22 protein-coding genes are annotated in these 26179 nt (G+C 70.8%); 16 read left to right on the forward strand and 6 right to left on the reverse strand.

The window, feature by feature from the left end:
- Window positions 1-55 precede the first annotated feature (55 nt).
- Window positions 56-1474 (forward strand): nitrilase-related carbon-nitrogen hydrolase, encoded by a 1419-nt coding sequence (locus tag A37U_RS0109595; protein WP_020496418.1) that lies wholly within the window; start codon window positions 56-58, stop codon window positions 1472-1474.
- Here A37U_RS0109595 and A37U_RS0109600 read toward each other — a convergent pair.
- Window positions 1455-2090 (reverse strand): TetR/AcrR family transcriptional regulator C-terminal domain-containing protein, encoded by a 636-nt coding sequence (locus tag A37U_RS0109600; RefSeq protein WP_026197041.1) that lies wholly within the window; start codon window positions 2088-2090, stop codon window positions 1455-1457. The two genes, A37U_RS0109595 and A37U_RS0109600, sit on opposite strands and share 20 nt — an antisense overlap.
- Window positions 2091-2119: 29 nt before the next feature.
- Between A37U_RS0109600 and A37U_RS0109605 the strand changes: the two genes are divergently transcribed.
- Complete coding sequence (locus tag A37U_RS0109605) at window positions 2120-2554, forward strand: ester cyclase (RefSeq protein ID WP_020496420.1); 435 nt, start codon at window positions 2120-2122, stop codon at window positions 2552-2554.
- Window positions 2555-2658: 104 nt separating this feature from the next.
- Window positions 2659-4434 (forward strand): elongation factor G, encoded by a 1776-nt coding sequence (locus tag A37U_RS0109610; protein ID WP_020496421.1) that lies wholly within the window; start codon window positions 2659-2661, stop codon window positions 4432-4434.
- On the opposite strand, the gene A37U_RS0109615 is transcribed toward A37U_RS0109610, so the two are convergent.
- On the reverse strand, window positions 4403-5383 hold the full coding sequence (locus tag A37U_RS0109615) for a helix-turn-helix transcriptional regulator (protein WP_020496422.1): 981 nt from the start codon (window positions 5381-5383) through the stop codon (window positions 4403-4405). The two genes, A37U_RS0109610 and A37U_RS0109615, sit on opposite strands and share 32 nt — an antisense overlap.
- A gap of 92 nt (window positions 5384-5475) precedes the next feature.
- On the opposite strand from A37U_RS0109615, the gene A37U_RS0109620 reads away from it, so the two are divergent.
- Entirely contained in the window at window positions 5476-6000 is a 525-nt protein-coding gene (locus A37U_RS0109620; protein WP_020496423.1) for a DinB family protein, read from the forward strand.
- A gap of 89 nt (window positions 6001-6089) precedes the next feature.
- Here the strand turns inward: A37U_RS0109620 and A37U_RS0109625 are convergent, their stop codons facing one another.
- Window positions 6090-8771: a helix-turn-helix transcriptional regulator gene (locus A37U_RS0109625; RefSeq protein WP_020496424.1), complete on the reverse strand. Its 2682-nt coding sequence runs from the start codon at window positions 8769-8771 to the stop codon at window positions 6090-6092.
- A gap of 136 nt (window positions 8772-8907) precedes the next feature.
- On the opposite strand from A37U_RS0109625, the gene A37U_RS53490 reads away from it, so the two are divergent.
- Both A37U_RS53490 and A37U_RS0109640 read left to right on the forward strand, forming a co-directional pair.
- Complete coding sequence (locus tag A37U_RS53490; RefSeq protein ID WP_020496425.1) at window positions 8908-11265, forward strand: MFS transporter; 2358 nt, start codon at window positions 8908-8910, stop codon at window positions 11263-11265.
- Window positions 11266-11302: 37 nt separating this feature from the next.
- Window positions 11303-11740 (forward strand): Dabb family protein, encoded by a 438-nt coding sequence (locus A37U_RS0109640; protein WP_020496426.1) that lies wholly within the window; start codon window positions 11303-11305, stop codon window positions 11738-11740.
- A gap of 25 nt (window positions 11741-11765) precedes the next feature.
- On the opposite strand, the gene A37U_RS0109645 is transcribed toward A37U_RS0109640, so the two are convergent.
- The gene (locus A37U_RS0109645) at window positions 11766-12440 is read right to left on the reverse strand and encodes a M23 family metallopeptidase (protein ID WP_020496427.1); all 675 of its coding nucleotides are present in this window, start codon (window positions 12438-12440) and stop codon (window positions 11766-11768) included.
- A 390-nt stretch (window positions 12441-12830) separates the two neighbouring features.
- On the opposite strand from A37U_RS0109645, the gene A37U_RS0109650 reads away from it, so the two are divergent.
- The 7 genes from A37U_RS0109650 to A37U_RS53495 all read left to right on the forward strand — a co-directional run bounded on the left by A37U_RS0109650 (window position 12831) and on the right by A37U_RS53495 (window position 20322).
- On the forward strand, window positions 12831-14561 hold the full coding sequence (locus A37U_RS0109650) for a hypothetical protein (protein ID WP_157182709.1): 1731 nt from the start codon (window positions 12831-12833) through the stop codon (window positions 14559-14561).
- Window positions 14558-14974, forward strand: a complete 417-nt coding sequence (locus tag A37U_RS0109655; protein ID WP_020496429.1) for a coenzyme B12-dependent isobutyryl CoA mutase small subunit — start codon at window positions 14558-14560, stop codon at window positions 14972-14974. Before A37U_RS0109650 ends, A37U_RS0109655 begins: the two co-directional genes overlap by 4 nt.
- A 242-nt stretch (window positions 14975-15216) precedes the next feature.
- Complete coding sequence (gene sucC / locus A37U_RS0109660; protein ID WP_020496430.1) at window positions 15217-16386, forward strand: ADP-forming succinate--CoA ligase subunit beta; 1170 nt, start codon at window positions 15217-15219, stop codon at window positions 16384-16386.
- 2 nt (window positions 16387-16388) lie between these two features.
- Complete coding sequence (gene sucD / locus A37U_RS0109665; RefSeq protein ID WP_026197043.1) at window positions 16389-17276, forward strand: succinate--CoA ligase subunit alpha; 888 nt, start codon at window positions 16389-16391, stop codon at window positions 17274-17276.
- A 189-nt stretch (window positions 17277-17465) separates the two neighbouring features.
- Complete coding sequence (locus A37U_RS50900) at window positions 17466-18329, forward strand: DUF5336 domain-containing protein (protein ID WP_020496432.1); 864 nt, start codon at window positions 17466-17468, stop codon at window positions 18327-18329.
- A gap of 87 nt (window positions 18330-18416) precedes the next feature.
- On the forward strand, window positions 18417-19745 hold the full coding sequence (locus tag A37U_RS42985; protein WP_020496433.1) for a cell division protein PerM: 1329 nt from the start codon (window positions 18417-18419) through the stop codon (window positions 19743-19745).
- Window positions 19746-20178: 433 nt separating this feature from the next.
- Entirely contained in the window at window positions 20179-20322 is a 144-nt protein-coding gene (locus A37U_RS53495; protein WP_020496435.1) for a hypothetical protein, read from the forward strand.
- Here the strand turns inward: A37U_RS53495 and A37U_RS42995 are convergent.
- Together A37U_RS42995 and A37U_RS0109695 are read right to left on the reverse strand one after the other, a co-directional pair.
- Window positions 20313-21818 (reverse strand): tannase/feruloyl esterase family alpha/beta hydrolase, encoded by a 1506-nt coding sequence (locus tag A37U_RS42995; protein ID WP_020496436.1) that lies wholly within the window; start codon window positions 21816-21818, stop codon window positions 20313-20315. The two genes, A37U_RS53495 and A37U_RS42995, sit on opposite strands and share 10 nt — an antisense overlap.
- 12 nt (window positions 21819-21830) lie before the next feature.
- Complete coding sequence (locus A37U_RS0109695) at window positions 21831-22505, reverse strand: TetR/AcrR family transcriptional regulator C-terminal domain-containing protein (RefSeq protein ID WP_020496437.1); 675 nt, start codon at window positions 22503-22505, stop codon at window positions 21831-21833.
- An 89-nt stretch (window positions 22506-22594) separates the two neighbouring features.
- Between A37U_RS0109695 and A37U_RS0109700 the strand changes: the two genes are divergently transcribed.
- From A37U_RS0109700 to purH, 3 genes are read left to right on the forward strand one after another with little or no spacing between them, the layout of a single operon-like run.
- Window positions 22595-23995 (forward strand): FAD-dependent oxidoreductase, encoded by a 1401-nt coding sequence (locus A37U_RS0109700; protein ID WP_020496438.1) that lies wholly within the window; start codon window positions 22595-22597, stop codon window positions 23993-23995.
- Between the two features lie 10 nt (window positions 23996-24005).
- Window positions 24006-24641, forward strand: coding sequence for a phosphoribosylglycinamide formyltransferase (gene purN / locus A37U_RS0109705; RefSeq protein WP_020496439.1), 636 nt, complete (start codon window positions 24006-24008; stop codon window positions 24639-24641).
- Entirely contained in the window at window positions 24638-26161 is a 1524-nt protein-coding gene (purH, locus tag A37U_RS0109710) for a bifunctional phosphoribosylaminoimidazolecarboxamide formyltransferase/IMP cyclohydrolase (RefSeq protein WP_020496440.1), read from the forward strand. Before purN ends, purH begins: the two co-directional genes overlap by 4 nt.
- The last annotated feature ends 18 nt before the right edge of the window (window positions 26162-26179 follow it).

A 26179-nucleotide genomic window follows, 5' to 3' on the forward strand; every position in this document is an offset into this window, starting at 1 on the left:
AAACCGGGGGCGTTCCCCGTTTCGGCGCGGACGCGGGCCGCGAAGGATCGGGGGCATGGATTTCCGCGCTCGCCGAATCGTGCTGGCCCTCGCCGCGCTGGCCGCCTCCGCGCTGCTCTGGTACCTGGGCACCGGTTTCGCGCCCATCGCCGCACTGACCTGGCTCGCTCCGCTTCCGGTGCTGTTGCTCGCGCCCGCCGAACGGGCCGTTCCGGTGTTCGGGATCGCCTTTCTCGCCTCGATGATCGGCAGCACGAACAGCTGGGGCTTCTACACCCGCTCCTACGATGTTCCGCTGCCGATGGGCCTGTTGATCAGCGCCTCGTTCGCGGTGACCTTCGCGCTCGCGGTGCTGGTGTTCCGCGCGCTCGTGCTGCGCGGCAAGGCGATGTTCGCCGCGTTCGCCGCGCCTGCGCTCTGGACCGGCGCGGTGTATCTCATCTCGCTGAACCCGTTCGGGATCGTCGGCACGCTCGCCACCACCCAGGCTGGCTCCCCGGTACTGCTGCAGATCGCCTCGGTGACCGGCGCCTGGGGGACGGATTTCCTGGTCGTGTTCGCCTCCGCCGCGCTCGCGGCGCTGTGCGCTCCCGGGGTCGCCAAAGGTGCGCGGCTGCGCACCGGGGTCGTGGCGGTGCTCGTTTTCGGGCTGGTGCTCGGCTTCGGGGCACTGCGGCTCTCCGGGACGGGGCCGTTCGCCAAGCCGGACGGTCAACGGCAGCGGATCGCCCTCATCGTGCACAACCACGCGGGCTGGGGGATCGATGTGGCCAGTGCCGAGGGGCGTGCGCTGATCCGGGACTACACCGCCGAGATCGCCGCACTCCCCGCCGGGGTGCGCACCGCGGTGCTCCCCGAAGGGGCCTTCGGCTCGACCGAGGCGAACCGCGGTGCGCTGACCGGACCGCTTGCCGGGGTGGCGCGCGCCAAGGGGGTGAGCGTCGTGGTCGGCCTCGCGCACAAGAACCCGACCTATCAGCTGGCGGTCGTGGTCGCCCCGGACGGCACCACGCGTGATTACCGCAAACAGCACGACGCGGTCGGCGCGCCCGGTCACTCGCTGACCTTCGTGCCTGCCAGCAGGACCGGGGTGGCGATCTGTGCCGACCTCGACCACCCGAATCCGAGCGGGAAATACGCGGGCGCGGGTGCGCGGCTGCTCGCGGTTCCCGCTTCCGACGAGGGTGAGAACGGTTGGCAGCACAGCAGGAACGGGGTACTGCGCGGAGTGGAGAACGGGTTCGCGATCGCCTGGTCCGGGCGGGCGAGCAGGCTGCTCGCCGCGGACGGCTACGGACGGGTGCGCACCGATACCGTGACCGGCGGGGCGGGGGCGTTGCGCCGGGTGGTCACCGAGGTTCCCGAAGGACCGGGCGCCACGCCGTACACCGCGCTCGGTGACTGGTTCGCCTGGCTGTGCCTCGCCGTCACCGCGGGTGCCGTGCTGGGCTCGGTCACCCGGCGAACCCGGTGAGCATGGCCTCGACCGCGAGCGTGAACCGTTCCTCGTCCGCGGTCCCGTCCCCGGTGCGTGCCGCGGTCACCAGCAAGGGGAACTCCGCCTCGTCGAGCTCGGCCAGCCGGGTACGGGAACCGGGTCCGGTCAGCTCCGCGGTGGCCACCTCGCTGCGGGTGTGCCCGAGCACGAACGAGGTCAGCGCGTTCAGCAGGTGCAGTGCCCGCCCGAGCGGAAAACCCGCGGCACGCAGCAACCCGAGCCCCTGCTCGACGGCGCGCAGCAGCGCGGGGGTGCTCGCCGGACGCTCGGCGATGAGCCCGATCAGCGCGGGATGGGCGAGCAGGGCGGCGCGCAGTGCGCAGGCGTACTCCCGCAGCGCCCGCGCCCACTCGGCGGGTGCGCGCCGGGGAACCGACTCGGCCAGCGGGGCGCACACGCGTTCCACGAGGCCGTCGAGCAGCGCGTCCTTGCCCGGCACGTGGTGGTAGAGGGTCATCGCCTCCACCCCGAGCGCGGTGGCGAGCCTGCGCATGGTCAGGGCGGACAGCCCCTGCTCGTCCACGATCCGCAGCGCCGCGTCGAGGATCCCCACCCTGCTCAGTCCGGCCCGCTCGCCCTGGGAACGACTCATTCTTACAGTGTAAGAGTAAGCTGCCGGGCATGACCGCCGAGGAACACAAGAACGTGGTGCGCGGACTGATCGCCGCGCTGGACGAACGCCGGATCGCGGCATTGGGGGACTTCCTCGCCGCGGATGTGCGCGATCACAACAAGATCATCTTCGGGGAGCCGGAGGAGCCCGGCGCGGCCTTCGAGGGGTTCCGCCGTCAGCTCGATGCGCTGACCGAGACCGCGTTCCGCGCGGAGGAGCTGATCGCCGAGGGGGACCGGGTGGTGGCGCGGCTGCGCGTCTCCGGTCGGCACACCGGCCCGCATCCGCGTATGCCGGAGCCGACCGGACGGCGCTTCGACGTGGAGCAGATCTGGATCTTCACTGTCACCGGCGGGCGGGTCACCGAGATCCGCGCGGTCTCCGACCGCCTCGGCATGTTCGCCCAGCTCGGTTGGGATTGGCCGGAACCCGAACGGTGCTAGGCTGGTTGCCGTACTGATCGTTTCTGTTCGAGGGAGTTTCCGCATGCGCCGGGCGTCCGAAGTCCTCGTGACCAAGGCCGCCCCGACGATGGGAACGCATTCCCGTGGAAACGATCAATATCGGTATTCTCGCGCATGTCGACGCCGGTAAGACCAGCCTGACCGAGCGCCTGCTCTTCGATGCGGGCGCGACCCGGCGGCTCGGCAGCGTGGACGAAGGCACCACCCGCACCGATTCCTCCGAACTGGAACGCGCCCGCGGCATCACCATCCGCGCGGGCGTCGCCGCCTTCGAAGCGGGCGGGTGCGCGATCACCATCCTCGACACCCCCGGGCACCCGGATTTCATCGCGGAGGTGGAGCGCGCGCTGCGGGTGCTGGACGGCGCGGTGCTCGTGGTCTCCGGGACCTCGGGCGTGCAGGCGCAGACCACGATCCTGCTGCGCGCGCTGCACCGGATGCGGGTGCCGACGCTGCTGTTCGTGAACAAGATGGACAGCTCGCCGTACTCGGCCACCGAACTGCTCACCGCCGTGCGCGCCCGGCTCACCGCGACCGCGGTCACCGGGCCGGAGGAGGAGCGCAGCCTCGAAGTGCTCGCCGAACGGGACGACAGGGTGCTCGCCGACTACCTGGCGGGCGTGCCCGACCGGGACCGGTTCGCGCGTGCGCTGCGGGAGCAGACCGCGCGGGCGCAGGCGCACCCGGTGCTGTTCGGTTCGGCGACGAGCGGTGCCGGGATCCCCGGACTGGTCACCGCGATCCGCGAGCTGATCCCGGTCCCGGAACCGGGCGCGGAACCACCGCGCGCCACGGTGTTCCAGATCGAGGGCAAGCCCCGCGAGGCGCTCGTGCGGGTCCATGCCGGGGAATTCGCCGAACGCGCGATGGTCACCGTGTACCGGCGTACCGGGCAGGGGATCGGCGAGCACAAGGCGCGGATCACCGGGCTGCGCCGGATCAGCCCGCGCGGGACCGAACCGGCCGGGGTGCTCGGCGCGGGCGCGATCGGCTGGGTGCGCGGACTCGGTGAAGCCAGGGTCGGCGATCAGCTCGGCAGCGCGGCCGGTCTGGATGCCCAGCCCGCTTTTCCCCCGCCCCCGCTGGAGAGTGTGGTGACTCCGGTGCGCGCGGGCGCGCGGTCACGGTTGTTCGCCGCGCTCACCGAACTGGCCGACGCGGACCCGCTGATCGGGTTCGACCGGGGGAGCGGTTCGGTGCGCATCCACGGCGAGGTGCAGCAGGAGGTGCTCGAAGCGCGGCTGCGCGAGGAGTTCGGTGTCCGGGCGTGGTTCGCCCCGGTCACCCCGGTACTCGTGCACCGCCCACGCGGGACCGGGAGCGCGCGGCGCAGCATCGACTCCCGGGAACGCAACGAGTACTGGGCGACCATCGGACTCGAGGTGGAACCCGGAACGGGCGTCGATTACCGGATCGGCGTGCAGCGCGGCCTGTTGCCGCGTGCCTTCTACACCGCGATCGAGGAAACGGTGCACGAGGCGGCCGCGGAACTGCGGATCACCGACTGCCGGATCACGCTGACCGCGGCCGGGTACGCGAGCCCGGTGAGCACCGCGGGGGATTTCCGCGCGCTGACCAGGAAACTGTTCGGGGAGGCGATCGAACAGGCCGGTCTCGTGGTGTACCGGCCGGTGCACCGTTTCGAGCTCGAGTTCCCGGAGGCGGCGGCGAGCCGGACACTCGCCGCGCTCGCGAAGGCGGACGGGATCATCGAGGACACCGGGGTCGCGGCCGGGATCACCCGGGTGACCGGCACGATCCCGGTCGCCGAGCTCGCCGGGTTCCGGCGCAGGCTGCCCGGCTGCACCGGCGGGGAAGGGGTGTTGCTCAGCCGCCCGGACGGGTACCGGCCCGGGTGAACCGCTCGCCCCAGTCCCGCAGCAGCTCGCGCAGCTCGGCGGGGGAGTGTACCTCGAACTCCGCCCCGAGCGTGCCGAGTGCCATCGCGGGCCAGTCGAGCCAGTCGCTTTCCATGTGCACCGTGCACCGGCCGGGATCGCCCGAGTCGTCCGGGCCGACCTCCCACCAGCGGCCGATCCTGGACTGCACCGACTCCCGCGGCGCGGACACGGTGGCGTGGACCGCGTAGGTGCCAGGCCGCTTGCGCAGGCCCGCGCGCACGAACTCCGCCGCGTCCCCGGCAGGCAGTTCGCGCTGCCGGAACCGGGCCCCGGTGCGCCGTGGCCCGGTGAGCCGGTCGATCCGGAAGCTGCGCCAGTCGCCCCGGTCCAGGTCGTAGCCGACCAGATACCAGCGATGGTCGATGGAGACCAGCCGGTACGGTTCGACGCTGCGGGTGCCCGGCTCCCGGTTGGGCGCGGTGTACTCGAACCGCACCCGTTCGGTGTCCCGGCAGGCCTGGGCGAGCGTGGTCAGCGCATCGGTGTCCACGGCCGCTGCCACCGATCCGAGGCTGGTGGACACGGTCATCGTGCGCAGCGCGTCCACCCGGCGCCGCAGCCGCCCGGGCAGCACCTGGATCACCTTGCTCAGCGCGCGCACGCTCGACTCGGCGATCCCGGTGAGTCCCCCGGACACCGCGGCGTCCTGCAGCGCGACCGCGATGGCCACCGCCTCCTCGTCGTCCACCACCAGCGGCGGCAGCACCGCACCGGGCGCGAGCTGGTATCCGCCGTCCACCCCGCGGGAGGCCTCGACCGGGTAACCGAGCTCGCGCAGCCGGTCCACATCGCGGCGCAGGGTGCGCGGCGAGACCCCGAGCCGCGCGGCGAGTTCGGTGCCCGGCCAGAAGCGGTGCGTCTGCAGCAGGGACAGCAGCCGGAGCGTCCGTGAGCTGGTGTTCGCCATGTTTCCAGATTAGTCGGCAAAGCGGTCAAAAACTGGCCGCTGTGCCTTCTAGTGTCGGAGCCAACCGATTCGCAGAGAGAGGCAGGACCGAGATGACCACGATCGAACACCAGGAGACCGAGAAGACCGCGCTGCTCGCCGAGCTCGCCAAGCAGCGGGGCTTCCTGCGCCACACCGCGCGCGAACTCACCGATGAACAGGCCAAGCTCACCCCCACCGCCAGCGAATGCTGCGTCGGCGGGCTGATCAAGCACGTCACGGCGGTGGAGGACACGTGGGCGCGGTTCATCCAGGAGGGCTCCTCCCCGGAGGACGACTTCCAGGGCTTCGACTCACCGCAGATGCAGGAGTTCGCGGACGGGTTCCGGCTGCTCGCGGGGGAGACCCTGGACGGGATCCTCGCCGAGTACGAGCGGGTCGCGGAGCGCACCGAGCAGGTCGTGCGCGCGCTGCCGGATCTGGAGCTCGCTCACCAGCTGCCCAAGGCTCCCTGGAACGAGCCCGGTGAACAGTCGGCACGCACCACGCTGCTGCACATCCTGGCCGAGACCGCGCAGCACTCGGGGCACGCGGACATCATCCGGGAGACCATCGACGGGCAGAAGACGATGGGCTGAGCCCTGTGCCTCGGGTGCCGGTGTCCTGCGGGACATCGGCACCCACGCTCGCACCTGCCCACGACGGACGAGAGTCATCGGATCCACTCTCAGCCGAGACCGGGCGTGTCCCGCAGTTGCCTGCGGGAGGTGATACCGAGTTTGCGGAAGATGTTGCGCAGGTGGGTTTCGACGGTGCGGGGGCTGAGGAACAGGGTTTCGGCGACTTCTTTCGAGGTCGCTCCGGCCGCGACTCGGCGTGCGACGTGCATCTCCTGCATGGTCAGGCGGTCGAAGGTGTGTTCGGAGCGGCTGCGAGCTACCTCTCCGGTCGCGCGGATCTCGTCCGCGGTCCGTTTCGCGAACGCTTCCATCCCGATCCCGGAGAGCTGTTCGTGCGCGATGCGCAGCTGCTCGCGGGCTTCCCGACGGCGGTCCGCGCGGCGTAACCATTCCCCGTACCGCAGGTGCGCCCGTGCGAGGTACGGGGTGAACGGGCTCGGTGTCAGGTGTTCGAGTGCCGCCAGGTAGTCCTGTTCGGTGTCGTTGATCTGTGCCCGCGCCCCTGCCGCGACGCCGAGGGCGAAGCTGGTTCCCGCGGATTCGGTGCGTTCGAGGAGGGACTCCAGTGCCGATTCCGCTGCCGCGCGCTCGCCACAGCGCACCGCGGCCTCCACCAGTTCGGGCAGCGCGATACCGGTCAGGAAGAGATCGCCACTGGCCACGGCCGTCGTCGCAGCCTCGAACGCGGCCCGGTAGTCGCCCATGCCGTTGCCCAACACGGCCGTGGCCCAGTGGATGTTCGCGGTCAACGGACCGGTGCGCCGGCCCATCACCTCGGTGAACAGCTCGTGCACTTCCGCTCGGCGGCCGCGCATGGCGGCCAGATGCACCCTCGGGTACAGCTGTGGTTCGTCCCCGAGGGCATCGGCGATCGCTTCCTCCTCGGCGATCGCGGCGATCGCCTTGCCGAGTTCGCCGCTGAACACCGCGGACAACGCCACCTGGGACAGGCCGAGCCGGATCGTCATCGGTGCCCCCGTTTCCCGGCCGGTGCGCTCCAGCCAGTCGACGACGGTTCCATGCAGCTCGGGATCCCACAGTTCACCGGCGAGCACGGTGGCCAAGGCAGGTGCCTGAATCCAGCCCGCCCCATCGCCGGTGAGCGCCCGGCGCAGCGCGGGCACACCGGCGCGGTGTCCCTCGGTGTTCAGCAGCACCAGCGCGTCGAGCAGGTCGGGGATGCGCGAGGATGGCCGTGGGGCCGAGCGGGCCGCGTCGAGCACCCGGTCCAGCACGCCCGCCGCCCTGCCGACCACGAGCCCCATCTCCAGTGCCGTCACGAAACAGGCCCGCGAGCGGTCCGGGTCCTCGTCCGCGATCCGGTTCGCCGCCCGCAGGATGAGTTCGGGTCCGCGGACGAATCCGTCCGCGCCTTCGGCGAACGCGATCTGTCCGCGGAGCAGCTCGACCCGGGCGTGCTCGGGGTTGTCCAGGATCTCGGTGTCGATGCTGGCGAGCAGGTCCGCCGCGGCGTGTGCCCGGCCGGTGTCCAGGGTCGCCCGCGCGGCCGCGAGTGTGCGCTCGATCTTCTCGTGCCGGTCGAGTGACAGTGCTGCGGCGCGTTCGAGGAACGCGGCGGCCGCGGCGACACCACCACGCGCCTGCGCACGCGAGGCCGAGGACTCCAGCTCCGCGGCGACCCGCTCGTCCGGACCGGTGCTGGCCTGGGCGTGGTGCCAGGCCAGCCGGTCGCCCGCGGTGACCGGATCGGTGACCTCGGCGAGCGCCCGGTGCGCGGCGCGTTGTAGTTCCGGCTCGGCGCTGCGGTAGGCGGCCGCGCGCGCCAGCGGGTGACAGAACCGCACGCGGATGTCGAACCGCGCGAGCCCGGAGGCCTCGGCGGCGGCGCTCGCCGAGGCGACATCGATGTCCAGTCCTCGCGCGGCGGCCCAGAGCAGACCGGAGTCGCCGGTCGGATCGGCGCTCGCGAGGATCAGCAACAGTCGTGCGTCCCCGGGCAGTCCCGCCATCCTGGTCTGGAAGCTCCGCTCGATCCGCCCGGCGACCGGTGACGGCGTCGGCAGCGCGAAACCCCCGGCTTTGGGCAACTCGATGAGCGCGAGCGGGTTTCCGCGTGCCTCGGCGAGCAGGCGATCGCGCACCCGCTCGTCCATCGTCCCGGTGCGTTCCTCGGCGAGCAGCGCACGGGCGTGCTCCGGGCTCAGGCCGCCGACGGTCAGTCCGGGCAGCTCGTCGAGCCACGCAGCGCCGTCCTGTTCGCGGGCCGCGAAGATCATCGCGATCGGCTCGGCCGCGATGCGTCTGGTCAGGAAAGTCAGCGCTGTCGCCGAGGCGGTGTCCATCCAGTGCGCGTCATCGACAAGGCACACCAGCGGTCGCTGCGCCGCGGCCTCCGCGAGCAGCGCCAGGGCGGCAAGGCCGACCCGGAACTTGTCCGGTGCGCCGTCGGCCAAGCCGAACGCGACGAGCAGTGCGTCGCGGTACGGGTCCGACACCGCGTCCAGGTGCGCGAGCACCGGCACACACAGCTGATGCAGCGCCGCGAACGGCAGCTCGCCCTCGAATTCCGCCCCGGAAGCGCGGATGATCCGGAATTTCTCGCCTGCCGCCCGAGCCGCCTGCTCGAGCAGTGCGCTCTTGCCGATGCCCGGTTCACCGTGCAGCACGAGCACGCCGCCCGCACCGTCGGCGGCGGAATCGAGCAGCGCGCGGAGGTGCTCGATTTCCTCGTGTCTGCCGACAAGCGAATGCGGCGCCGCTGCGGTCATGCCCGGAACCCTACTGCGCCTACGTAGCCGGAAACGCCCGAACTACGTAGTCGTTCCGGACGCGAAGGACGGCCGCTGCCCGCGATCCTCGTGGCATGAGGAAACCGGCCGATGCCAACAAGACCAGGACGACGTGATGAGTGATCAAGCGGTGTCGGAAACGGTCCGAACCAGTTTGCCGCGCGGGGTGACCATGGGCGGGCTGGCGACCGCCATGTTCCTGGTCATCCTCGACAGTTCGATGGTGAATCTCGCCGGGCCGACGATCCGGGCAAGCCTCGGGATCACGGCCACCGGCCTCACGGTCGTGGTGGACAGCTATCTGGTGGCCTTCGCCGGTCTGCTGTTGCTCGGCGGCCGCCTCGCCGATGTGCTCGGTGCCCGGAAGGTGTTCCTCGGTGGCATGGCCGTCTATCTCGCGGCATCGGCGTTCTGTGCGCTGGCCACCAGTGGCGGGTTGTTGATCACCGGGCGAATCGGGCAGGGGATCGGGGCCGCGGCCGTGGTGCCCGCCGCGCTCGCGCTCGTGCTGACGTTGTATCCCACGCCTGCCGAACGCACTCGCGCCATGGGTGTCTGGGGTGCGGTCGCGGGAGCGGGCAGCCTCGTCGGCGTCTTCCTCGGTGGCACGCTGACCCAGTTGCTCGGCTGGCAGGCGTTGTTCCTGACCCCCGTGCCGTTCGGTCTCATCGGGGCGCTCATCGCGTGGCGCGGGGCCGCGCCGACCGTGGGCCGGGGCGGCCGGTTCGACGCGCTCGGTGCGCTCACCATCACCGCGGGCATCTCCGCGCTCGCGCTCGGCATGGTGTCCGCCTCCGATTCCGGCTGGGATTCGCCGGTCACGCTCATCGGCCTCCCGGCCGGTCTGGTGTGCCTGCTCGCGTTCGTGCTCGTCGAGCGGCGTTGCGCGCATCCCCTCGTTCCGCTCGGCGTGTTCGCCGAGAAGCCCGTGGTCACGTCGAATCTCGTGGTCCTGCTGATCGGTGGCACGCTGACCGGTCTGTTCTTCTTCCTGCCGCAATATCAGCAGGATGTGCTCGGGATGAGCCCGCTCGGGACGGGGATGGCCCAGCTGCCCCTGGCCGGGATGATCATCGTGGGCAGCGTCGTCGCGCCACTGGTGGCCAAGCGCATCGGCCTGACCCGCGCGCTTCCGCTCGCGCTGATCATCCTGCTGGCCGGGTTCGTGTGGTTGGTGCTCGACCCGACCACGAGCGGGTTCTCGGTCAGCCTGCTCGGCGCGTTCCTGCTGATCGGCGCCGGTATGGGGCTCGGCCTCGTGAACGCTACCGCCATGGGCGTGCGCAACAGCGCCGAAGGTGAATCGGGACTGCTCAGCGGGCTGATCAACGCCGCACAGCAGCTCGGTGGCGCGGTCGGGCTCGCCGCGCTGGCCGGGATCGCCATCGGCACCGCGGGTACGAGCGGCGGCATCGGGTTCACCACCGCGTTCCTCGGCGAGTCCGCCTTCATCCTCATCGCCCTCCTGCTGTCCCTCATCCCTTCCGCCAGGACGGCACCGGCCCCGGTCACCACGCGCTGCCCCGAGAAGACCCCGCCGGGGACCGGCCCGGCGACAAACCCTGGCAGTGACAACCCCGGCAGCGACAACCCTGGAACAACTCCGAAAGGACGTCCCATGAACGACTTCACCGTGCTCGTCACCGGTGCGACCGGAACCGTCGGGTCCGCACTCGTCCCCGCGCTGCAAGCACGCGGTGTCACCGTCCGCGCCATGACCCGCGAAGCCGATCGCGGTATCCCCGGCCTGCAGAACGTCATAGCCGACCTGCGGGACCCGGAATCGGTAGCCGCCGCGTTGAACGGTGTCGACGCCGCTTTTCTCAACAGCCCATCGGAACCCGACGCGGCCGCGCTGCAGATACGGTTCGCCGACCTGGCGCGGCAGGCCGGGGTGGACCGGCTCGTGCTGCTCTCCCAGTACGCGGCGCGCGCCGACTCGCCGGTGCGGTTCCTGCGCTGGCACGCCGAAGTCGAAGCACACCTGGCCGAGATCGGTCTCGACCACTCCGTGCTGCGCCCCAACCTCTACCTGCAGGCGCTGCTCGGCTTCGCGGGCACCATCGCCGCGGGCTGGTTCGCCGCGCCCATCGGCGAGGCCGCCGTCAGCGCCATCGACACCAGAGACATCGCCGACGCCGCCGCGACCGTACTGACCAGCCCAGGACACACCGGCCGCACCTACACGCTGACCGGGCCCCGCGCCGTGACCCACGACGAGATCGCCGCCGCGCTCTCCGCGGAGACCGGCAGGGACATCACCTTCCTCGATGCCCCCGCCGAGCAGTTCACCGCAGCGCTCGCCGGGGTGCTCCCGGCATGGCAGCTCGAGGGCCTCGTCGAGGACTACGCGCACTACGCCCGCGGCGAAGCCGACCAGGTGCACACCGCCGTCCCCGAACTCACCGGGCACCCCGCCCGCGATGTCACCGAGTTCGCCCGCGACTACGCCAGCGCCTTCCTCCCCGCCTGAATACCGGCACGAACAACCCGCACCGAAGGGTCCGTCCATGATCTACCACTGCATCCGGTTCACCACGAAACCCGGAATCTCCGAGCAGGCCAAGGCAGCCGCACTCGACCAAATGGGCAGGCACAGCCAGGCCATCCCGGCCATCAGATCCCGTATCGTCGGCGCCGAGTTCGGCGGGGAATACGACTACGGCGCGGTCACCGTGCTCGAAGACATCGAAGGCTACGCGGAATACATGAACCACCCCGCGCACCTCGCGATGGATCGCGCCGGGTTGCCCCTCATCGACACCTTCGTCTCCTACGACATCACCGACGACCCGGATCCGGAGATCGGCGCCAAGATCGCCGAGATTCACCGGCGCCGGTTCGAAGCCCAACCCGACATCGCCGGACTCGTCTCCGACCTCGGCGAATACACCGGAAGCGCGGCACCGGGCAAACACGGGAACCGGCAACCACCGGCCCGGCACTGAGCGGCGTGCTCAGTGCTGCCCTGGCTCAGACGTGCACGCCGTGCTCGGCGAGCCAAGGCCGCGGGTCGATCTTCTTCCCGCTCGGGTTCCACACCTCGAAGTGGCAGTGGTATCCGGTGGACTCGCCGCGCATACCGACCCGGGCGATCTGTTCCCCGGCCTTGACCCGGTGGCCGGGGTGCACCGAGAAGTCGTACATGTGCCCGTAGACGAGGATCGTGCCGTCGTCGAGCCGCTCGCGCACCCAGAGGCCGAAACCGCTCGCCGGGCCGGCTTCGATGACCTCGCCGTCCGCGGCGGCGTAGATCGGCGAATGCGGGGCGGCGGCGAGATCGATGCCGTAGTGGAAGGTGCCCCAGCGCGCCTCGAAACCGGAGGTGAACCGGCCGTCGGCGGGCTTGACGTACTTCGGCCGGTTCGCCTCTGCATGCTCGGCCTCGACCGCGGAGATGGCGCGCTGGTTGTCCCGGACCTGCGCGGCCGCCGCGGATGCGCTGGTGTCCCGCGCGGTGAGCAGCAGGTCCGGGGAGGTCGGTTCACCGCCGCCCATGGCGTTCGCGCCCTCGGCGAGGGGCTGGTGCAGTGCGCGGGGCGAGAGGTTCATGCTCGCCTTACCGGCCTGGGCGTCCTCGGATCCGGACTGCCATGCCTGGCCGGCGCCCGCCGCGGCGAACGCGCCCGCGGCGAAGGCGGCGATCATGATCCGCCCCTTGGTGGTGCTCGTGGATCGGCGTGGTGCGGGAGTGAGCGCCTCTTCTGTGCCAAGCGGCGCTGTCAATCCGAGCGGCGCGGCCTCGGGGCAGGCAGCGCCGCGTTCACCAGAGCTACTGTGCCTGGCCAACACGTTCCTCCGTGTTCGGGGAGCCTGATCGCGACCGCGTCGTGCCTCGGGAACCGAGTCGGGGAACTCGGTGGGTCCTGTTCGGGGAGGTGACCCATTCCCGCAGCGGTACAAGTGATCAAGCCGTGACAACGGACGGAGGGCACAGTAGCGGAAACCGGACGTACCCGCCAACACCCCCCACCTCCGAGCGTGTCGGAAACCGGCAGCGGCCGCGGGCGGCTGCCGGGGTTGCTACCGTCTTGCACGGTGTCCCGTTCCGTGAAATACCCGATGAGCGCCCCGCCGCGCGCCGTGCCCGCGCGAGTGGTGTTCGCGCTCGTACTCTCCGTCGCCGGGGTGGTCCTCGCGGCCGTCGGACTCGGCAGTGGGCTCACCACGCCGGCCGCCCCGCCGGGGTTCGCCTCGTCGGTGCTGCTCGTGGTGCTGTTCGCGCTGCCCGCGCTCACCGCGCTCGGGTTCCTCGCGACGGGCAGACCGGCTGTTGCGGCCGGCCTGCTGACCGGGGCCGGGATGCTCGCCTTCGGTCAGCTGATCAGCGGGGCGCAGCTGCTCACCGCGCCGAACGCGACGCTGCGCCCGGAACTGCTGCGCGAGGAAAGCCTGGTCATCCTGCATCCCACGGCGGGCAGCTGGCTGCTGCTCGGCGGCTCGGTGCTCGCGATCATCGCCGGGCTGATGCTGGTCCCGCTCGCCGGGCAGGAGAACGACCGGGAACCGGACGGCCGCGATTCGCCGCAACGGGTCACCGTACAGGCGGTGATCCTCGGCCTGGTCATTCTCGGCGGGTTCCTGCTCGCCGCCCCGTTCGCCTCGACCGATCCGCGTATCCCGGCGAACACGCTGCTGGACCGGCCGGCACTGGAAGCGGCCGGCATCGTCGTGCTCGTGCTCGGGGTGACGCTGGCCCCGATCCTCGGTGCGTTCGCGCGATCGCGGCTGTTCGGCGCGGGGATGGCCTTCGGTGCGGCGCTCGGGTTCGCGCAGTTCGCCGTGCCCCAGTTCGTGGCCGGTTTCGCGGTGGACGGGCTGAGCCCGGAGTGGTACCAGTTCGTCTACCTGCTGTGCGTGCTGGCGCTGCTCTCGATCGGGATTCGTGGACTGCGCACCCCGCGCGCGGAGCGTGCGCCGGGGCGCGGGGCCGAACTGCCCGGCCAGCGCAGGCTGCTGGTCACGGCGGGGATCGGCGGACTGCTCGCCGCGGCGTGCGCCGCGCTGGCCACGGCGGTCCCGGTGCTCGATCTGCCGCCGATGTTCGCCGAGCTGGACACGACCGCGCACACCATCCTGCTGCCCGCGGCCATCGTGGTCGCGCTCGCCTCGCTGGCCCTGCTCATCCCGGCGTGCGCGGCCTGGGCCCGGCCCGTCTTCGAGGTGGCGGCCGTCGCGCTGCCGCTCGCCCTCGCCGCGGCCGCGGACGGGATCTCCACCGCGACCAGCGTGGTCGACCTCGGCATCGGGGTCACCGGCTGGGTGTGGCTGCTGGTGGTCGCGCTGCTCGCGATCGTGGTCGCGGTCATCGCGGCGGCCTTCGTCGGCGGGATCGAGCGCGATGACGTGGACATGAGCAGGCGTTCGGTCAATCCGCTCGTGCTCGGCACCGGGATCCTCGGATTCCTCGCGGGCCTGCTCGGCTTCGCGTTCCCGGTGCTCACCGGGCGCGACTATCTGCCCGCCGGTCTGGTCACCGATTTCCGGATCAGCTCATGGGGGATGGTCCTCGCCCTGCTCGCGGTGCTCGTCGCGGTGATCCTGGCCGGGTACGGCAGGCCGCAGCGGGCCGCCGCGCTGCTGACCGGTTCCGCGCTGGTGTTCGTGGTGCGGGCGCTCGAATACCCGATGGGCGAGGGCATCGTGAACGACCCGGCGATCGGCTTCGGTTTCTGGGCCTGCCTGCTCGCGGTGCTCGTGTTCGCCGTCGGTGCGCTGCTGAGTACGGTCGCCGCGCCGGTGCGCGGACGGGTAAGCTCCCCGGCATGACTGGTCGGATTCGCGTCGTCGTCGCCAAACCCGGCCTCGACGGCCATGACAGGGGCGCCAAGGTGGTCGCCCGTGCGCTGCGGGACGCCGGTATGGAGGTCGTCTACACCGGGCTGCACCAGACCCCGGAGCAGGTCGTGGCCACCGCACTGCAGGAGGACGCGGACGCGGTCGGGCTCTCGGTGCTCTCCGGGGCGCACATGACCCAGTTCGCCAAGGTCGTGGAACTGCTCAAGGAACAGGGCGCCGAGGACGTGGTGGTGTTCGGCGGCGGGATCATCCCGGACGACGATCTGCCGCAGCTCGCCGAACTCGGTGTGGCGAAGGTGTTCACCCCGGGCGCGCCCACCGCCGAGATCGTGGACTGGGTGCGGGAGAACGTGCGCGGTGCGGAGGCGGGCGCGCAGGCCTGAGCGCCGTTCGCGCGTCGTTGCACGCCTTCGGAAGCCGCTGAACGCCTCGCTGAGAGAATCCTCACTGGCTCTTAACCCTTCCCGTGATCGAGTTCACCAGCCCTGATGTGCGCCGATGACCTCGCAGTGACTAGGGTCGAAGCCGTCTGTCAGCAGATCGCCGGAATCCATGCCCAAGCGTGGGCCTGACGATCAGTGAACCCTGAGCTTCGAGCAGACGACTCAGAGCAGGAGACTCATCAGTGGATCTTTATGAGTACCAGGCGAAGGACCTCTTCGCCGCGCATCAGGTCCCGGTCCTTCCGGGCGAGGTAGCGACCACGCCGGCCGAGGCGCGGGCGGTCGCCGAGCGTATCGGCGGCCAGGTCGTGGTGAAGGCGCAGGTCAAAACCGGTGGCCGGGGCAAGGCGGGCGGTGTGAAGCTCGCCGAGAACCCGGCGGAGGCCGAGGAGAAGGCCAAGGCCATCCTCGGTATGGACATCAAGGGCCACACCGTGCACCGGGTGCTGGTGACCGCGGCCTCGGACATCTCCGAGGAGTACTACTTCTCGTTCTTGCTCGACAGGTCGAACCGCACCTTCCTGGCGATGGCCTCGGCCGAGGGCGGCGTGGAGATCGAGCAGCTCGCCGTCGAGCGCCCGGATGCGCTCGCCAGGGTGGCCGTCGACCCGATCGAGGGCGTGGACAAGGCCAAGGCGACCGAGATCCTCAAGCAGGGCAAGTTCCCGGCGGCCGTGCTGGACGAGGCCGCCGAGGTCGTCGTCAAGCTGTGGGACACCTTCACCGCGGAGGACGCGAGCCTGGTCGAGGTGAACCCGCTGGTGCGGGACCCGCAGGACAAGGTGATCGCCCTGGACGGCAAGGTCACCCTGGACGAGAACGCCGGATTCCGGCACGAGGCGCACGGCGAGCTCGTGGACAAGCAGGCCGAGGACCCGCTGGAGGCCAAGGCCAAGGCGAAGGACCTCAACTACGTCAAGCTCGAGGGCCAGGTCGGGATCATCGGCAACGGCGCGGGGCTGGTCATGTCCACCCTGGATGTCGTCGCGTACGCGGGGGAGAAGCACTCCGGGGTCAAGCCGGCGAACTTCCTCGACATCGGCGGCGGGGCCTCGGCCGAGGTCATGGCGGCCGGTCTGGACGTCATCCTCGGCGACCAGGACGTGCGCTCGGTGTTCGTGAACGTGTTCGGCGGCATCACCGCCTGTGACGCGGTCGCCAACGGCATCGTCGAAGCGCTGAAGATCCTCGGCGACGAGGCGACCAAGCCGCTCGTCGTCCGGCTCGACGGGAACAACGTGGAGGAGGGCCGGCGCATCCTCGCCGAGGCCAACCACCCGCTCGTCACCGTCGTCGACACCATGGACAACGCGGCCGACAAGGCCGCCGAGCTCGCCGCGGCAGGTGCGTGAACATGTCTATTTTCCTCAACGAAGACTCCAAGATCATCGTCCAGGGCCTGACCGGCTCGGAGGGCACCAAGCACGCCACCAAGATGCTGCGCTCGGGCTCCAACGTGGTCGGCGGGGTGAACGCGCGCAAGGCGGGCACCAGCGTCACCATCGAGGGCAAGGATCTCCCGGTGTTCGGCACCGTGGAAGAGGCCATGAAGGAGACCGGGGCGAACGTCTCGGTGCTGTTCGTGCCCGCGAAGTTCACCAAGGACGCGGTCATCGAGGCGATCGACGCGGAGATCCCGCTCGCCGTGGTGATCACCGAGGGCGTCCCGGTGCACGACTCCGCCTACTTCTGGGCGCACGCGGTGGCGAAGGGCAACAAAACCCGGATCATCGGCCCGAACTGCCCCGGCATCATCACCCCCGGCGAGTCCAACGCGGGCATCATCCCCTCGGACATCACCGGCGGCGGCAAGATCGGGCTCGTCTCCAAGTCCGGCACCCTGACCTACCAGATGATGTACGAGCTGCGGGACATCGGCTTCTCCACCGCGATCGGCATCGGCGGGGACCCGGTCATCGGGACCACGCACATCGACGCGCTCGAGGCCTTCCAGAACGACCCGGAGACCGAAGCCATCGTGATGATCGGCGAGATCGGCGGGGACGCCGAGGAGCGCGCCGGTGAGTACATCAAGGCCAACGTGAGCAAGCCGGTCGTCGGTTACGTCGCCGGGTTCACCGCTCCGGAGGGCAAGACCATGGGGCACGCGGGCGCGATCGTGTCCGGTTCCTCCGGTACCGCCCAGGCGAAGAAAGAAGCGCTGGAGGAGGCCGGGGTCAAGGTCGGCAAGACGCCGTCCGAGACCGCGCTGCTCATGCGCGAGATCATGCAGGGCAAGTAAAGAACGCGTCTGGGAATTCCCGGAATTTTCCGCGGCGGCCGGGCACCCACAGCGGTGCCCGGCCGTTGTGTCGTACGGACCCATGGCCGTTCGGGCGATTGTGGCGCGCCCGAGCACGAATGCCGCCGGGCCAGCTACCGTGTCACCCGTAAACGACAGGCGATCGAGCCGAAAACCGGAGCAGAGACCATGACCTTCAACCCGGCCGAGCAGGGGCAGGGCCAGTACCCGCAGAACCAGTCGGCTTCCGGCCCGTTCCAGCAGCAGCCCGGTTTCCCGCCGGGACAGTCCGGCCAGGTGCCGCCATGGCAACAGCAGCCACAACAGCAACCGCAACAGCAGCCACAACAGCAGCCACAACAGCAACAGCAGCAACAGCAGTCGCCGCGGGTTCCGCCGCAGCCCGCCGACTACCGCAAGCCCGCGGCGCCGAGCCCGTTCGCCTCGCTGCAGATGTCCACCTGGCTCGCGCTGGCCACGGTCGTGACCGGGCTGCTCGCCTGGATCCTCTCGCTGTTCGGCGGTGCGCCGATCAGCCTCGCGTTCACCCTCGGCGCGGCGGTGCTCGGCCTGCTCGTGCTGCTGCCCGGTGAGGACAAGGCCCCGAAGGTGTTGCCGTTCGCCGGTTCCGCTGCCGCGGTCGGTGGCCTGCTCGCCATCACTGCCGCGGTGAACACCGGTTTCGGCGGAGACGCGATCGGCGTGGTCTCGTTCATCCTGGTCGTGCTCCAGCTCTTCGCCGGGGTCGGCGCGGTGCTCTTCGAGTACGGCCTGGTCACGATGCCGCCGCCGCGCCCGGCCCGGCCCGCCCAGCCGGTCGCGCCCGCCGCCCAGCAGGCCCAGCCGTGGCAGGGCACGACCCAGCCGAACGCCGCATACCAGCAGCCGCAGGCCGGCCAGCAGCCGCCCGCAACCGCACAGCCCCAGCAGCAGCCGGCCCAGCAGCAGGGAGTCGGGAACTTCGACCCGAACCTGTTCGAATCGGGTGCCTTCCCACCGGTCGCGGGGGACAGCGGCACCAAGCAGTTCAGCCCGCCGAACACGAACGGTTGATCCTCGGTCACAGGTTCACCCGATGCGGCGCCGCCGTGCCCGGCGTGGCACGGCGGGCCACTGACGGTCCGCGGGCATAGTTGACCCATGTCACGGGCGACCATCGAGCGAGAAACCGGAGTAGCGCGGGCACGCCGCACGGCGAACCGGCCCGATGAGCTGTTGCGCGCCCCGCGTCCCTCGATCCCGGTGCTGATCCGTTCCGCGGGGCTCGCCTACCTCGGTGCCCTGCTCGCCGGGTACGCGGTGTGCGCCGCGATCGTCGCGGTGGTGCTCGCGGCCGCGCCGAACGCCCCGTTCTCGGCCGGGTTGAGCTTCGGGTCCGCGCTACTGGTCTGGCTCGGCGCGAACCACGTCCCGCTCACCCTCTCCGGCGCCGAGCTCGGCGTCCTCCCGCTCGCCCTGACCCTGCTGTTCGGCTGGTTCCTCGCCCGGGCGGCCCGGACCACGGTGCGCCGCAGGGAAACCCGCGATCCCGCGCACGGTGGCGTGGTATGCGCGACGATGGCCGGGGCGAACGCGATCGTCGGCGCGGTGATCGCCGGATGCGTCGGCGGTGCCTCCCCGGTGGCGGCCTTCCTCGCCTGTGCCGTGCTCGGTGGCCTCGCCGCGCTGTTCGGGGTGCTGTGGGACAGCGGGATCCTGGACCTGATCCGGGACCGGCTCGGCCCGCTGGGCACCCACGGGGTGCGGCTGGGCATCCTCGCGGTGTTCGGGCTGTTCGCCACGGGCGCGGTGACCTTCGCGCTCGCTTCCCTGGTGTGCGCGGGGACCGGGAAGAGCCTGTTCGAACTCGCCGCACCTGGCGCGGGAAGCGGCTTCGGCATGCTGCTGCTGTGCCTTGGATATCTGCCCAACGCGGCGATCGGGGGACTGTCCTTCGCCGCGGGGCCCGGATTCTCGCTCGGCACGTATTCCGCGAGCCCGGTCGGATTCCACGGTGGCGCGGTTCCCCCGATCCCGCTGCTCGCCGCGCTGCCCGAACACTTTTCCGTCTGGTGGCTGGTCTTTCTCGCGCTCCCCCTGACGGCGGGTGCCGCGATCGGCTGGCTGGCCCGCACGCTCGACGAGTCCCCGATACAGCGGCTGCGCATCATCGCCATCGCCGCGCTCGTCGCTGCGGTCGTCGTGCTCGTCCTCGCGGCACTCGCGGGCGGCGCGCTCGGCGCGGGCGCGGTCGGTCCGGTCGTGGTGCCCGCCGGTGGGCTCGCGCTCGCCGTTTTCGGCTGGATAGGGCTCGTCGGTGGTGCCGTGACCTGGTTCGCGGGCCCGAGTCTCGTGCCCGGTCCCGTGCCGGATGCCGAGGACGAGCAGGAGCCGGATCTCCCCGGTGAGTTCGACGACATCGAGGAGTCCGCCGAGGCCGGGGAGCCCGCCGAGCCAGTGCAGGAGGAACCGGACTCCGGGCCGGAGTAGCCCATGGCGGGGGCGGGGGATCGCGGTGCGGCGCGGTGCCGCGGGCGCGACCGTGTACGTCACCGGTCCGGACAGGGTTGCGTCTCGGAGATGAACCGGCCGCGGACGATCGAGCAGACCGCGCGCTCGTGGCCCGGATCGAACGTGAACAGGACGCGCCGCACCTTCCGGTGAACGACATCGCCGGGCCGACCCATATGGAGTGGGGCAAACCGCCCTGGGAGTGCTCGCTCGAGGCCGGCCCGCACCTGCTGCGGCTCGCCGCGGACGCGCACGCGATCACCAGCCACTGCGCCATTCTGCTGCTGCTGCGGCAGCCGGGCGGACTGGTCGTCGAGGTCACGAAACGGTCCCCGCACTTCGGGATCTCGGAGACCCCGGCGTTCGTCGGCAGGGCCGTGGCCGCGCTCGCCGCCGACCCCGATCGCGCGCGGTGGAACGGCATTCGCTGTCCAGCGGCGGGCTCGCCACGGTCTACGGATTCACCGATCCGGACGGGAGCAGCCCGGATTGCCGGCGTGATGTCACGGAGGCGCAGGACGCGGGCAGACCGGCCGAGGTCACCGGTTATCGGTAGGTGCCCACGTAGTCGTAGCCGGTGTTCAGGCTCGCCCTGTTCGGATAGGTGGGGGCGAGCGCGTCGTGCGGGCGGATCGTCTGGTCCACCAGCTGCGCCCCGTCCGAGTCGCGCACGATCGGGGTGCGGATCGCCTCCGGGGCCTTGGCGTGCTGTACCCAGTCGACGACCGGGTTGAGGAAGTCCGTATCGACCTTGGTGCCCGCCCCGGTGAGGCAGTGGTGTGCCCCGGGCACGAGGTAGAACCGGGAGAACCGTTGACTCGCGGCGAATCCGCCCGCCGAGCGTTCGAGTGCGGCGTAGTAGTCGATGCTCGACCACGGGGATATCGCCTGGTCCGCCCAGCCGTGGTAGAGCAGCAGTTTGCCGCCGTGGGCGCGGAACCGGGACAGGTCCGGGTCGTTAGCGTTGTAGATCCGGTCGCCGAGCCGGTTGAGCGCGGTGAACTCCGCCGCGGTGAACCGCACGTCCGCGAGTCCGAAACCGGCGGGCGGATTGTGTTGGTAGGCAAGGTATTTCAGGTAGTTGAGGCCGAGCCGGGCCGCGGTGCTGTGCGCGCCACCGATGAGCCATTCGCGCCAGGCGAGCTCGGAACCGTAGGGTTCGCCGCCGTCGAACAGGTTCCGCCCGGCCGCGTCCCGCGGTCCCCGGTAGAGCTCGCGCACCGTGTGCACCTGGGCCGGGGTGAGGCAGCCGGGGGAGTCGGTGCCCCGCGCGCAGGCCAGGCTCGCCGGATCGAAGCCGCAGTGCCGCGGATCGGTGATCACGCCGAGCCCGCCGTTGCCGTTCCCGCAGGCTTCGAGTACCGCCCGGTGCAGCGCGGGCAGTTGCTCCGCGCCGAGGATGTCCCGCCCGTTCGCGTCGGTGTTCACCCTGGCCAGCCAGGGCTGGTAGAGCCCGAGCAGCGGGGCCCAGTTGTTCGCCGGGGCACCGGCCACGATCCCGTCGAAGTCATCGGGATAACGCTGGGCGAGCATCATCGCCTCGCGCCCGCCACCGGAACAGCCTTCGTAGTAGGAGTACGCGGGCGCGCGGCCGTAGAAGCGCGCGATCACCGCTTTGGCCAGTCGCGCCGTGCTGTGCTCCGAGGTCAGCCCGAACACCCGGCGCAGTTCCGGATCGTGCGCGCCCCAGCGGCCGTCGGACGGGTCCGCCGAACGGTGTCCCTGATCATCGGCCGCGACCGCGAAGCCGGAATTCGCCGGTGCCGCACACTGCGCCGGTTCGAGCGGGATCTGCCCGCACAGCCCGCCGCAACCGCGCTGCAGATACTGGCCACGCCAGCCGTGTGTGGGCAGCCGGATCTCGAAGTGGGTGCCCGGTTCCAGCACACCGCGCAGCACGCAGTACGAACCCTCGGTCTCCGCCGAGCTCACGCGTGCCTGCGGGAATCCGGTGCCCGCGAGCTGCGGGCAGGCGATCCGCGGGGAACCGGCGGCGGGCCCGGCGGCGAGGGAGGCCGCGCACAGCAGCAGGCACAGGAACAGGACGCGCACCGCGCTATCCGATCATGCCTCGGCGTCCGGCGGTAGCGGATTCTCGGCGATACGCGCCGCGGCGCCGTCGATGAGGAACCGGATCCCGGAGTGGAACTGGTGCTCCAGCGAGTCCCCGGAGAATTGCCGTTCGACCGCCGCGGGATCGCGTTTGGCGCGGGCGAGGAGTTTTTCCATGGCATAGCGCGGATCCCGCTGCCCGGGCGTGGGGAAAACCTCCTGCTCCTCGATGACGAAGCCGACCGTGTAGTGGTAGATCGCCATGATCAGGTCCGTGGCGTCCTCGGTGCCGAATCCGGCGGCCCGCAGGATCGGCAGGATCCGTTTGTCCGGCGCGCTCGTGAAGGTCTTTCCGGTGTAGAAGGTGCCGGAGACCAGCTTGGCCCCGTCCCGGTGCGCGAGCATCAGCGCGCGCAGGAACCGCGCGGCCTCCCGCAGTTCGGTGCGCCAGTCCCGGTGCGGGGCGTCGAATTCGACCTGCTCGGCCGCTTCGTCGAGGACCGCGCTCGCGAGCTCGTCGATCAACTGCTCCTTGTTCTTCACGTGCCAGTACAGGGCGGGCGCCTGCACGCCGAGTTCGGTCGCGATGCGGCGCAGGGTGAGGCCTTCGAGCCCGACCTCGTCGAGCAGGCGCAGTGCCGTGCGCACGATCTGCTCGCGGGTGAGTTTCGCCGCCGAACTGGACATGACTTCCGACTCCGATCGTGGTTGACGATCCCACTTTAACGGCGTTAAGGTGTATTTAACAACGTTAAGTTCGGCATGTTGGAGGGGCAATGCAGGTGGATGTCGCGATCATCGGGGCGGGGCCGACCGGTTTGATGCTCGCCCATGAGCTGCGGCTGGCCGGGGTTTCGGTGGCCGTGCTGGAGCGGAGCACCGAGCGCAGCAGCCAGTCGAAGGCGCTGAACCTGCAGCCGCGCACCGCCGAGGTGCTCGATATGCGCGGGCTGCTCGATTCGCTGCTGGAGCGGTCGTTCGGCAACATCGCGGACGGGCACTTCGCCGCGCTGCCCGAACCGCTGCGGTACGGGGGCTGGCGGACCCGGCACGATCACCAGGTCGGCATCGCCCAGACCGACACCGAGCGGGCACTCGAGGCGGCCGTGGCCGAGGTGGTCCGGCGCGGCCGCGAGCTGACCGGGCTGGACCAGGGGCCGGACGAGGTGACCGTGCAGCTGGCCGATGGCGAGGAGGTGACCGCGCGCTGGCTGGTCGCCGCGGACGGCGGGCGCAGCACGGTGCGCAAACTGCTCGGCACCCCGTTCGACGGCCGCGACGCCCGGACCTGCGCGGTGGTCGCGGACATCACGCTTGCCAGTGGTGCCGAGACGTTGCCGAGCGAGTTCCGGTCGATGCGCGCGTTCACCGGAACCGTGGAGACCTGGACGCCGCTGTACCCGATCGGCGGCGGCAAGTACCGCATCATGCTCATCGGCGAACGCCAGCAGCGGGCGGCCAAGGACGATCCGGTCACCGAGGAGGAGATCCGGGAAGGGCTCGCCGCGGTGCACGGCGATCAGGTCACCCTCGGTGAGCTGCTCATCGGTTCGCGGTTCACCGACGCCAACCGCCAGGTGCGGAACTACCGTGAGGGCCGGGTGTTCTACGCGGGCGACGCGGCCCACATCCACCTGCCCGCCGGTGGTCAGGGGCTCAACCTCGGCGTGCAGGACGCGGTCAATCTCGGCTGGAAGCTCGCCGCGGTGCTGCGCGGGGAAGCTCCGGAAACCCTGCTGGACAGCTACCACGCCGAGCGGCACCCGGTCGGTGCGCGAGTACTGCAGAACACCAGGGCGCAGGGCATCCTCATCGGGCTCGCCAGGGATCCGGACGGCACGGCGCTGCGCGAGACCTTCACGACCCTGATGGAGTTCCCCGAGGTGAACCGGTACCTGGCCGGGATGGTTTCCGGGCTGGACATCCGGTACCCGAGCGACTGCGGGCACGAACTCGCCGGGCAGCGGCTGATCGACTACGACCTCGCCGACGGTGGGCGCACCTTCGAACGAATGCGGAGCGGAGAATGGGTCGCCCTCACCGCGCAGGAGGCTCCGAAACTGGAGGCCGAGGCGGTGCTTGTGCGCCCGGACGGATACGTGCACTGGGCGGGTGAGCGCGCGGGACTCGAGGCCGCGCTGGCCACCCGGTTCGGCTCGGTCCCGGTCACCACATAGGGTTAGGTACGTGCAGACCCAGTTGGCCGACGGCACCATCGTGCTGCCGCCGACCGCTCGGGTCGTCGTGCTGGTCTCCGGTTCGGGAACTCTGCTGCAGGCGCTGCTCGACGACCCCTCCCTTCCGGTGCGCGTGGTCGCGGTCGGTGCGGACCGGCCCGGGATCGAGGGCCTGGAGCGGGCGCGGCGGGCGGAGGTGCCCACGTTCGTGACCCGGCTCCGCGATCATGACGGCCGGGAAGGGTGGGACACCGCGCTGGCCGAGGCGGTCGCCGCGCACGAACCCGACCTGATCGTCTCGGCCGGGTTCATGAAGATCCTCGGGTCGGTGTTCCTCGACCGGTTCGCGCCACGGGTGATCAACACGCATCCGGCGCTGCTGCCCGCCTTCCCCGGTGCGCACGCGGTGCGCGAGGCGCTCGACTACGGTGTGCGGGTGACGGGCTCGACGGTGCACCTCGTCGACGGCGGAACCGACACCGGTCCGATCCTCGCGCAGGAACCCGTCCCGATCGCACCCGGCGATGACGAACAGACCTTGCACGACCGGATCAAGGCCGCCGAACGGCGGCTGCTCGTGGCGACCGTGACACGACTCGTGCACGAAGGCTGCACGATCAAGGGACGAAGGGTGGAATTCCCGTGACCGAAGTACGGCGCGCGCTGATCGGGGTCTCCGACAAGCGCGGACTGCTCGAGCTGGCGACCGGACTGCACGCCGCCGGTGTGGAGATCGTCTCGACCGGGGGCACCGCGCGCACCATCGCCGACGCGGGCGTCCCGGTCACCAAGGTCGAGGAGCTGACCGGTTTCCCGGAGAGCTTCGACGGCCGGGTCAAGACCCTGCATCCGCGGGTGCACGCCGGGCTGCTCGCCGACACCACCGAGGCCGCGCACCGCGAACAGCTCGAGCGCCTGGACATCGCCGCCTTCGAACTGCTCGTGGTGAACCTCTACCCGTTCGCCGAGACCGTGGCCTCCGGGGCGGGCGAGCAGGACTGCGTGGAGCAGATCGACATCGGTGGTCCGGCCATGGTGCGCGCCGCCGCGAAGAACCACCGCAACGTCGCCGTCGTGGTCGATCCGGGGCGCTACGACTGGGTGCTGGACCGGGTGCGCGCGGGCGGATTCTCCTTCGAGGAGCGCCGGGCGCTGGCCGCGGACGCGTACCGGCACACCGCCTCCTATGACGTGGCGGTCGCGAACTGGTTCGGCCAGGTCCTCGAGGACGACTCGTGGACCGGGGCGACCTGGCAGCGCAGCGCCGAACTGCGGTACGGGGAGAACCCGCACCAGGCTGCCGCGCTCTACACCGATGGCAGCGGGTCCGGTCTCGCCGGTGCGGAACAGTGGCACGGCAAAGAGATGTCCTACAACAACTACGTGGACGCCGACGCCGCCTGGCGCGCCGCCTTCGACCACGCGGACCCGTGCGTGGCGATCATCAAGCACGCCAACCCGTGCGGTATCGCCGTCGCCGAGGACCTCGCCGAGGCGCACCGCAAGGCGCACGCCTGCGATCCGACCTCGGCCTTCGGCGGAGTGATCGCGGTCAACGGCGAGGTGAGCGTGGCGCTCGCCGAACAGGTCGCCGAGATCTTCACCGAGGTCATCGTCGCGCCTTCCTATGCCGAGGGTGCGGTGGATGTGTTGTCCCGCAAGAAGAACATCCGCATACTGCGCGCCACCCGGAGCCCGCTGGCCGCCGAGCAGCGGCGCATCTCCGGTGGGCTGCTCGTGCAGTCGGCCGACGCGATCGACGCGGAGGGGGACACGGCGAAGGACTGGACGCTCGCCTGTGGGGAGGCCGTGGACGCGGCCACCCTTGCCGATCTCGAGTTCGCCTGGCGCGGGGTGCGTGCGGTGAAGTCGAACGCCATCCTGCTCGCCGCCGACCGGGCCACCGTCGGTGTCGGCATGGGACAGGTCAACCGCGTCGACTCCGCGCGGCTCGCGGTGCAGCGCGCGGGGGAACGGGTCAACGGCTCGGTCGCCGCCTCGGACGCGTTCTTCCCCTTCCCGGATGGGCTCGAGGTGCTCACCGAGGCCGGGGTGCGCGCGGTGGTGCAGCCGGGCGGCTCGGTACGCGATGAGGCGGTCATCGAGGCCGCGCGCAAGGCGGGGATCACGATGTACTTCACCGGAACCCGGCACTTCTTCCACTGAGCACCGGGATCCGGGAAC

The sequence above is a fragment of the Sciscionella marina DSM 45152 genome (assembly GCF_000379465.1).
GTDB classification, from domain to species: domain Bacteria; phylum Actinomycetota; class Actinomycetes; order Mycobacteriales; family Pseudonocardiaceae; genus Sciscionella; species Sciscionella marina.

Bases quoted from the DNA above. Each gene is read 5' to 3' on its own strand.
- A37U_RS0109695 (WP_020496437.1), bottom strand. From the start codon at position 22,505: ATGTCCAGTTCGGCGGCGAAACTCACCCGCGAGCAGATCGTGCGCACG.
- A37U_RS0109655 (WP_020496429.1), top strand. From the start codon at position 14,558: ATGACTGGTCGGATTCGCGTCGTCGTCGCCAAACCCGGCCTCGACGGC.
- A37U_RS42985 (WP_020496433.1), top strand. From the start codon at position 18,417: ATGTCACGGGCGACCATCGAGCGAGAAACCGGAGTAGCGCGGGCACGC.
- sucD (WP_026197043.1), top strand. From the start codon at position 16,389: ATGTCTATTTTCCTCAACGAAGACTCCAAGATCATCGTCCAGGGCCTG.
- A37U_RS0109640 (WP_020496426.1), top strand. From the start codon at position 11,303: ATGATCTACCACTGCATCCGGTTCACCACGAAACCCGGAATCTCCGAG.
- A37U_RS0109595 (WP_020496418.1), top strand. From the start codon at position 56: ATGGATTTCCGCGCTCGCCGAATCGTGCTGGCCCTCGCCGCGCTGGCC.
- A37U_RS0109605 (WP_020496420.1), top strand. From the start codon at position 2,120: ATGACCGCCGAGGAACACAAGAACGTGGTGCGCGGACTGATCGCCGCG.
- A37U_RS53490 (WP_020496425.1), top strand. From the start codon at position 8,908: ATGAGTGATCAAGCGGTGTCGGAAACGGTCCGAACCAGTTTGCCGCGC.
- A37U_RS0109620 (WP_020496423.1), top strand. From the start codon at position 5,476: ATGACCACGATCGAACACCAGGAGACCGAGAAGACCGCGCTGCTCGCC.
- A37U_RS0109700 (WP_020496438.1), top strand. From the start codon at position 22,595: ATGCAGGTGGATGTCGCGATCATCGGGGCGGGGCCGACCGGTTTGATG.
- A37U_RS0109625 (WP_020496424.1), bottom strand. From the start codon at position 8,771: ATGACCGCAGCGGCGCCGCATTCGCTTGTCGGCAGACACGAGGAAATC.
- A37U_RS50900 (WP_020496432.1), top strand. From the start codon at position 17,466: ATGACCTTCAACCCGGCCGAGCAGGGGCAGGGCCAGTACCCGCAGAAC.
- A37U_RS0109645 (WP_020496427.1), bottom strand. From the start codon at position 12,440: ATGATCGCCGCCTTCGCCGCGGGCGCGTTCGCCGCGGCGGGCGCCGGC.
- A37U_RS0109615 (WP_020496422.1), bottom strand. From the start codon at position 5,383: ATGGCGAACACCAGCTCACGGACGCTCCGGCTGCTGTCCCTGCTGCAG.
- A37U_RS0109600 (WP_026197041.1), bottom strand. From the start codon at position 2,090: ATGAGTCGTTCCCAGGGCGAGCGGGCCGGACTGAGCAGGGTGGGGATC.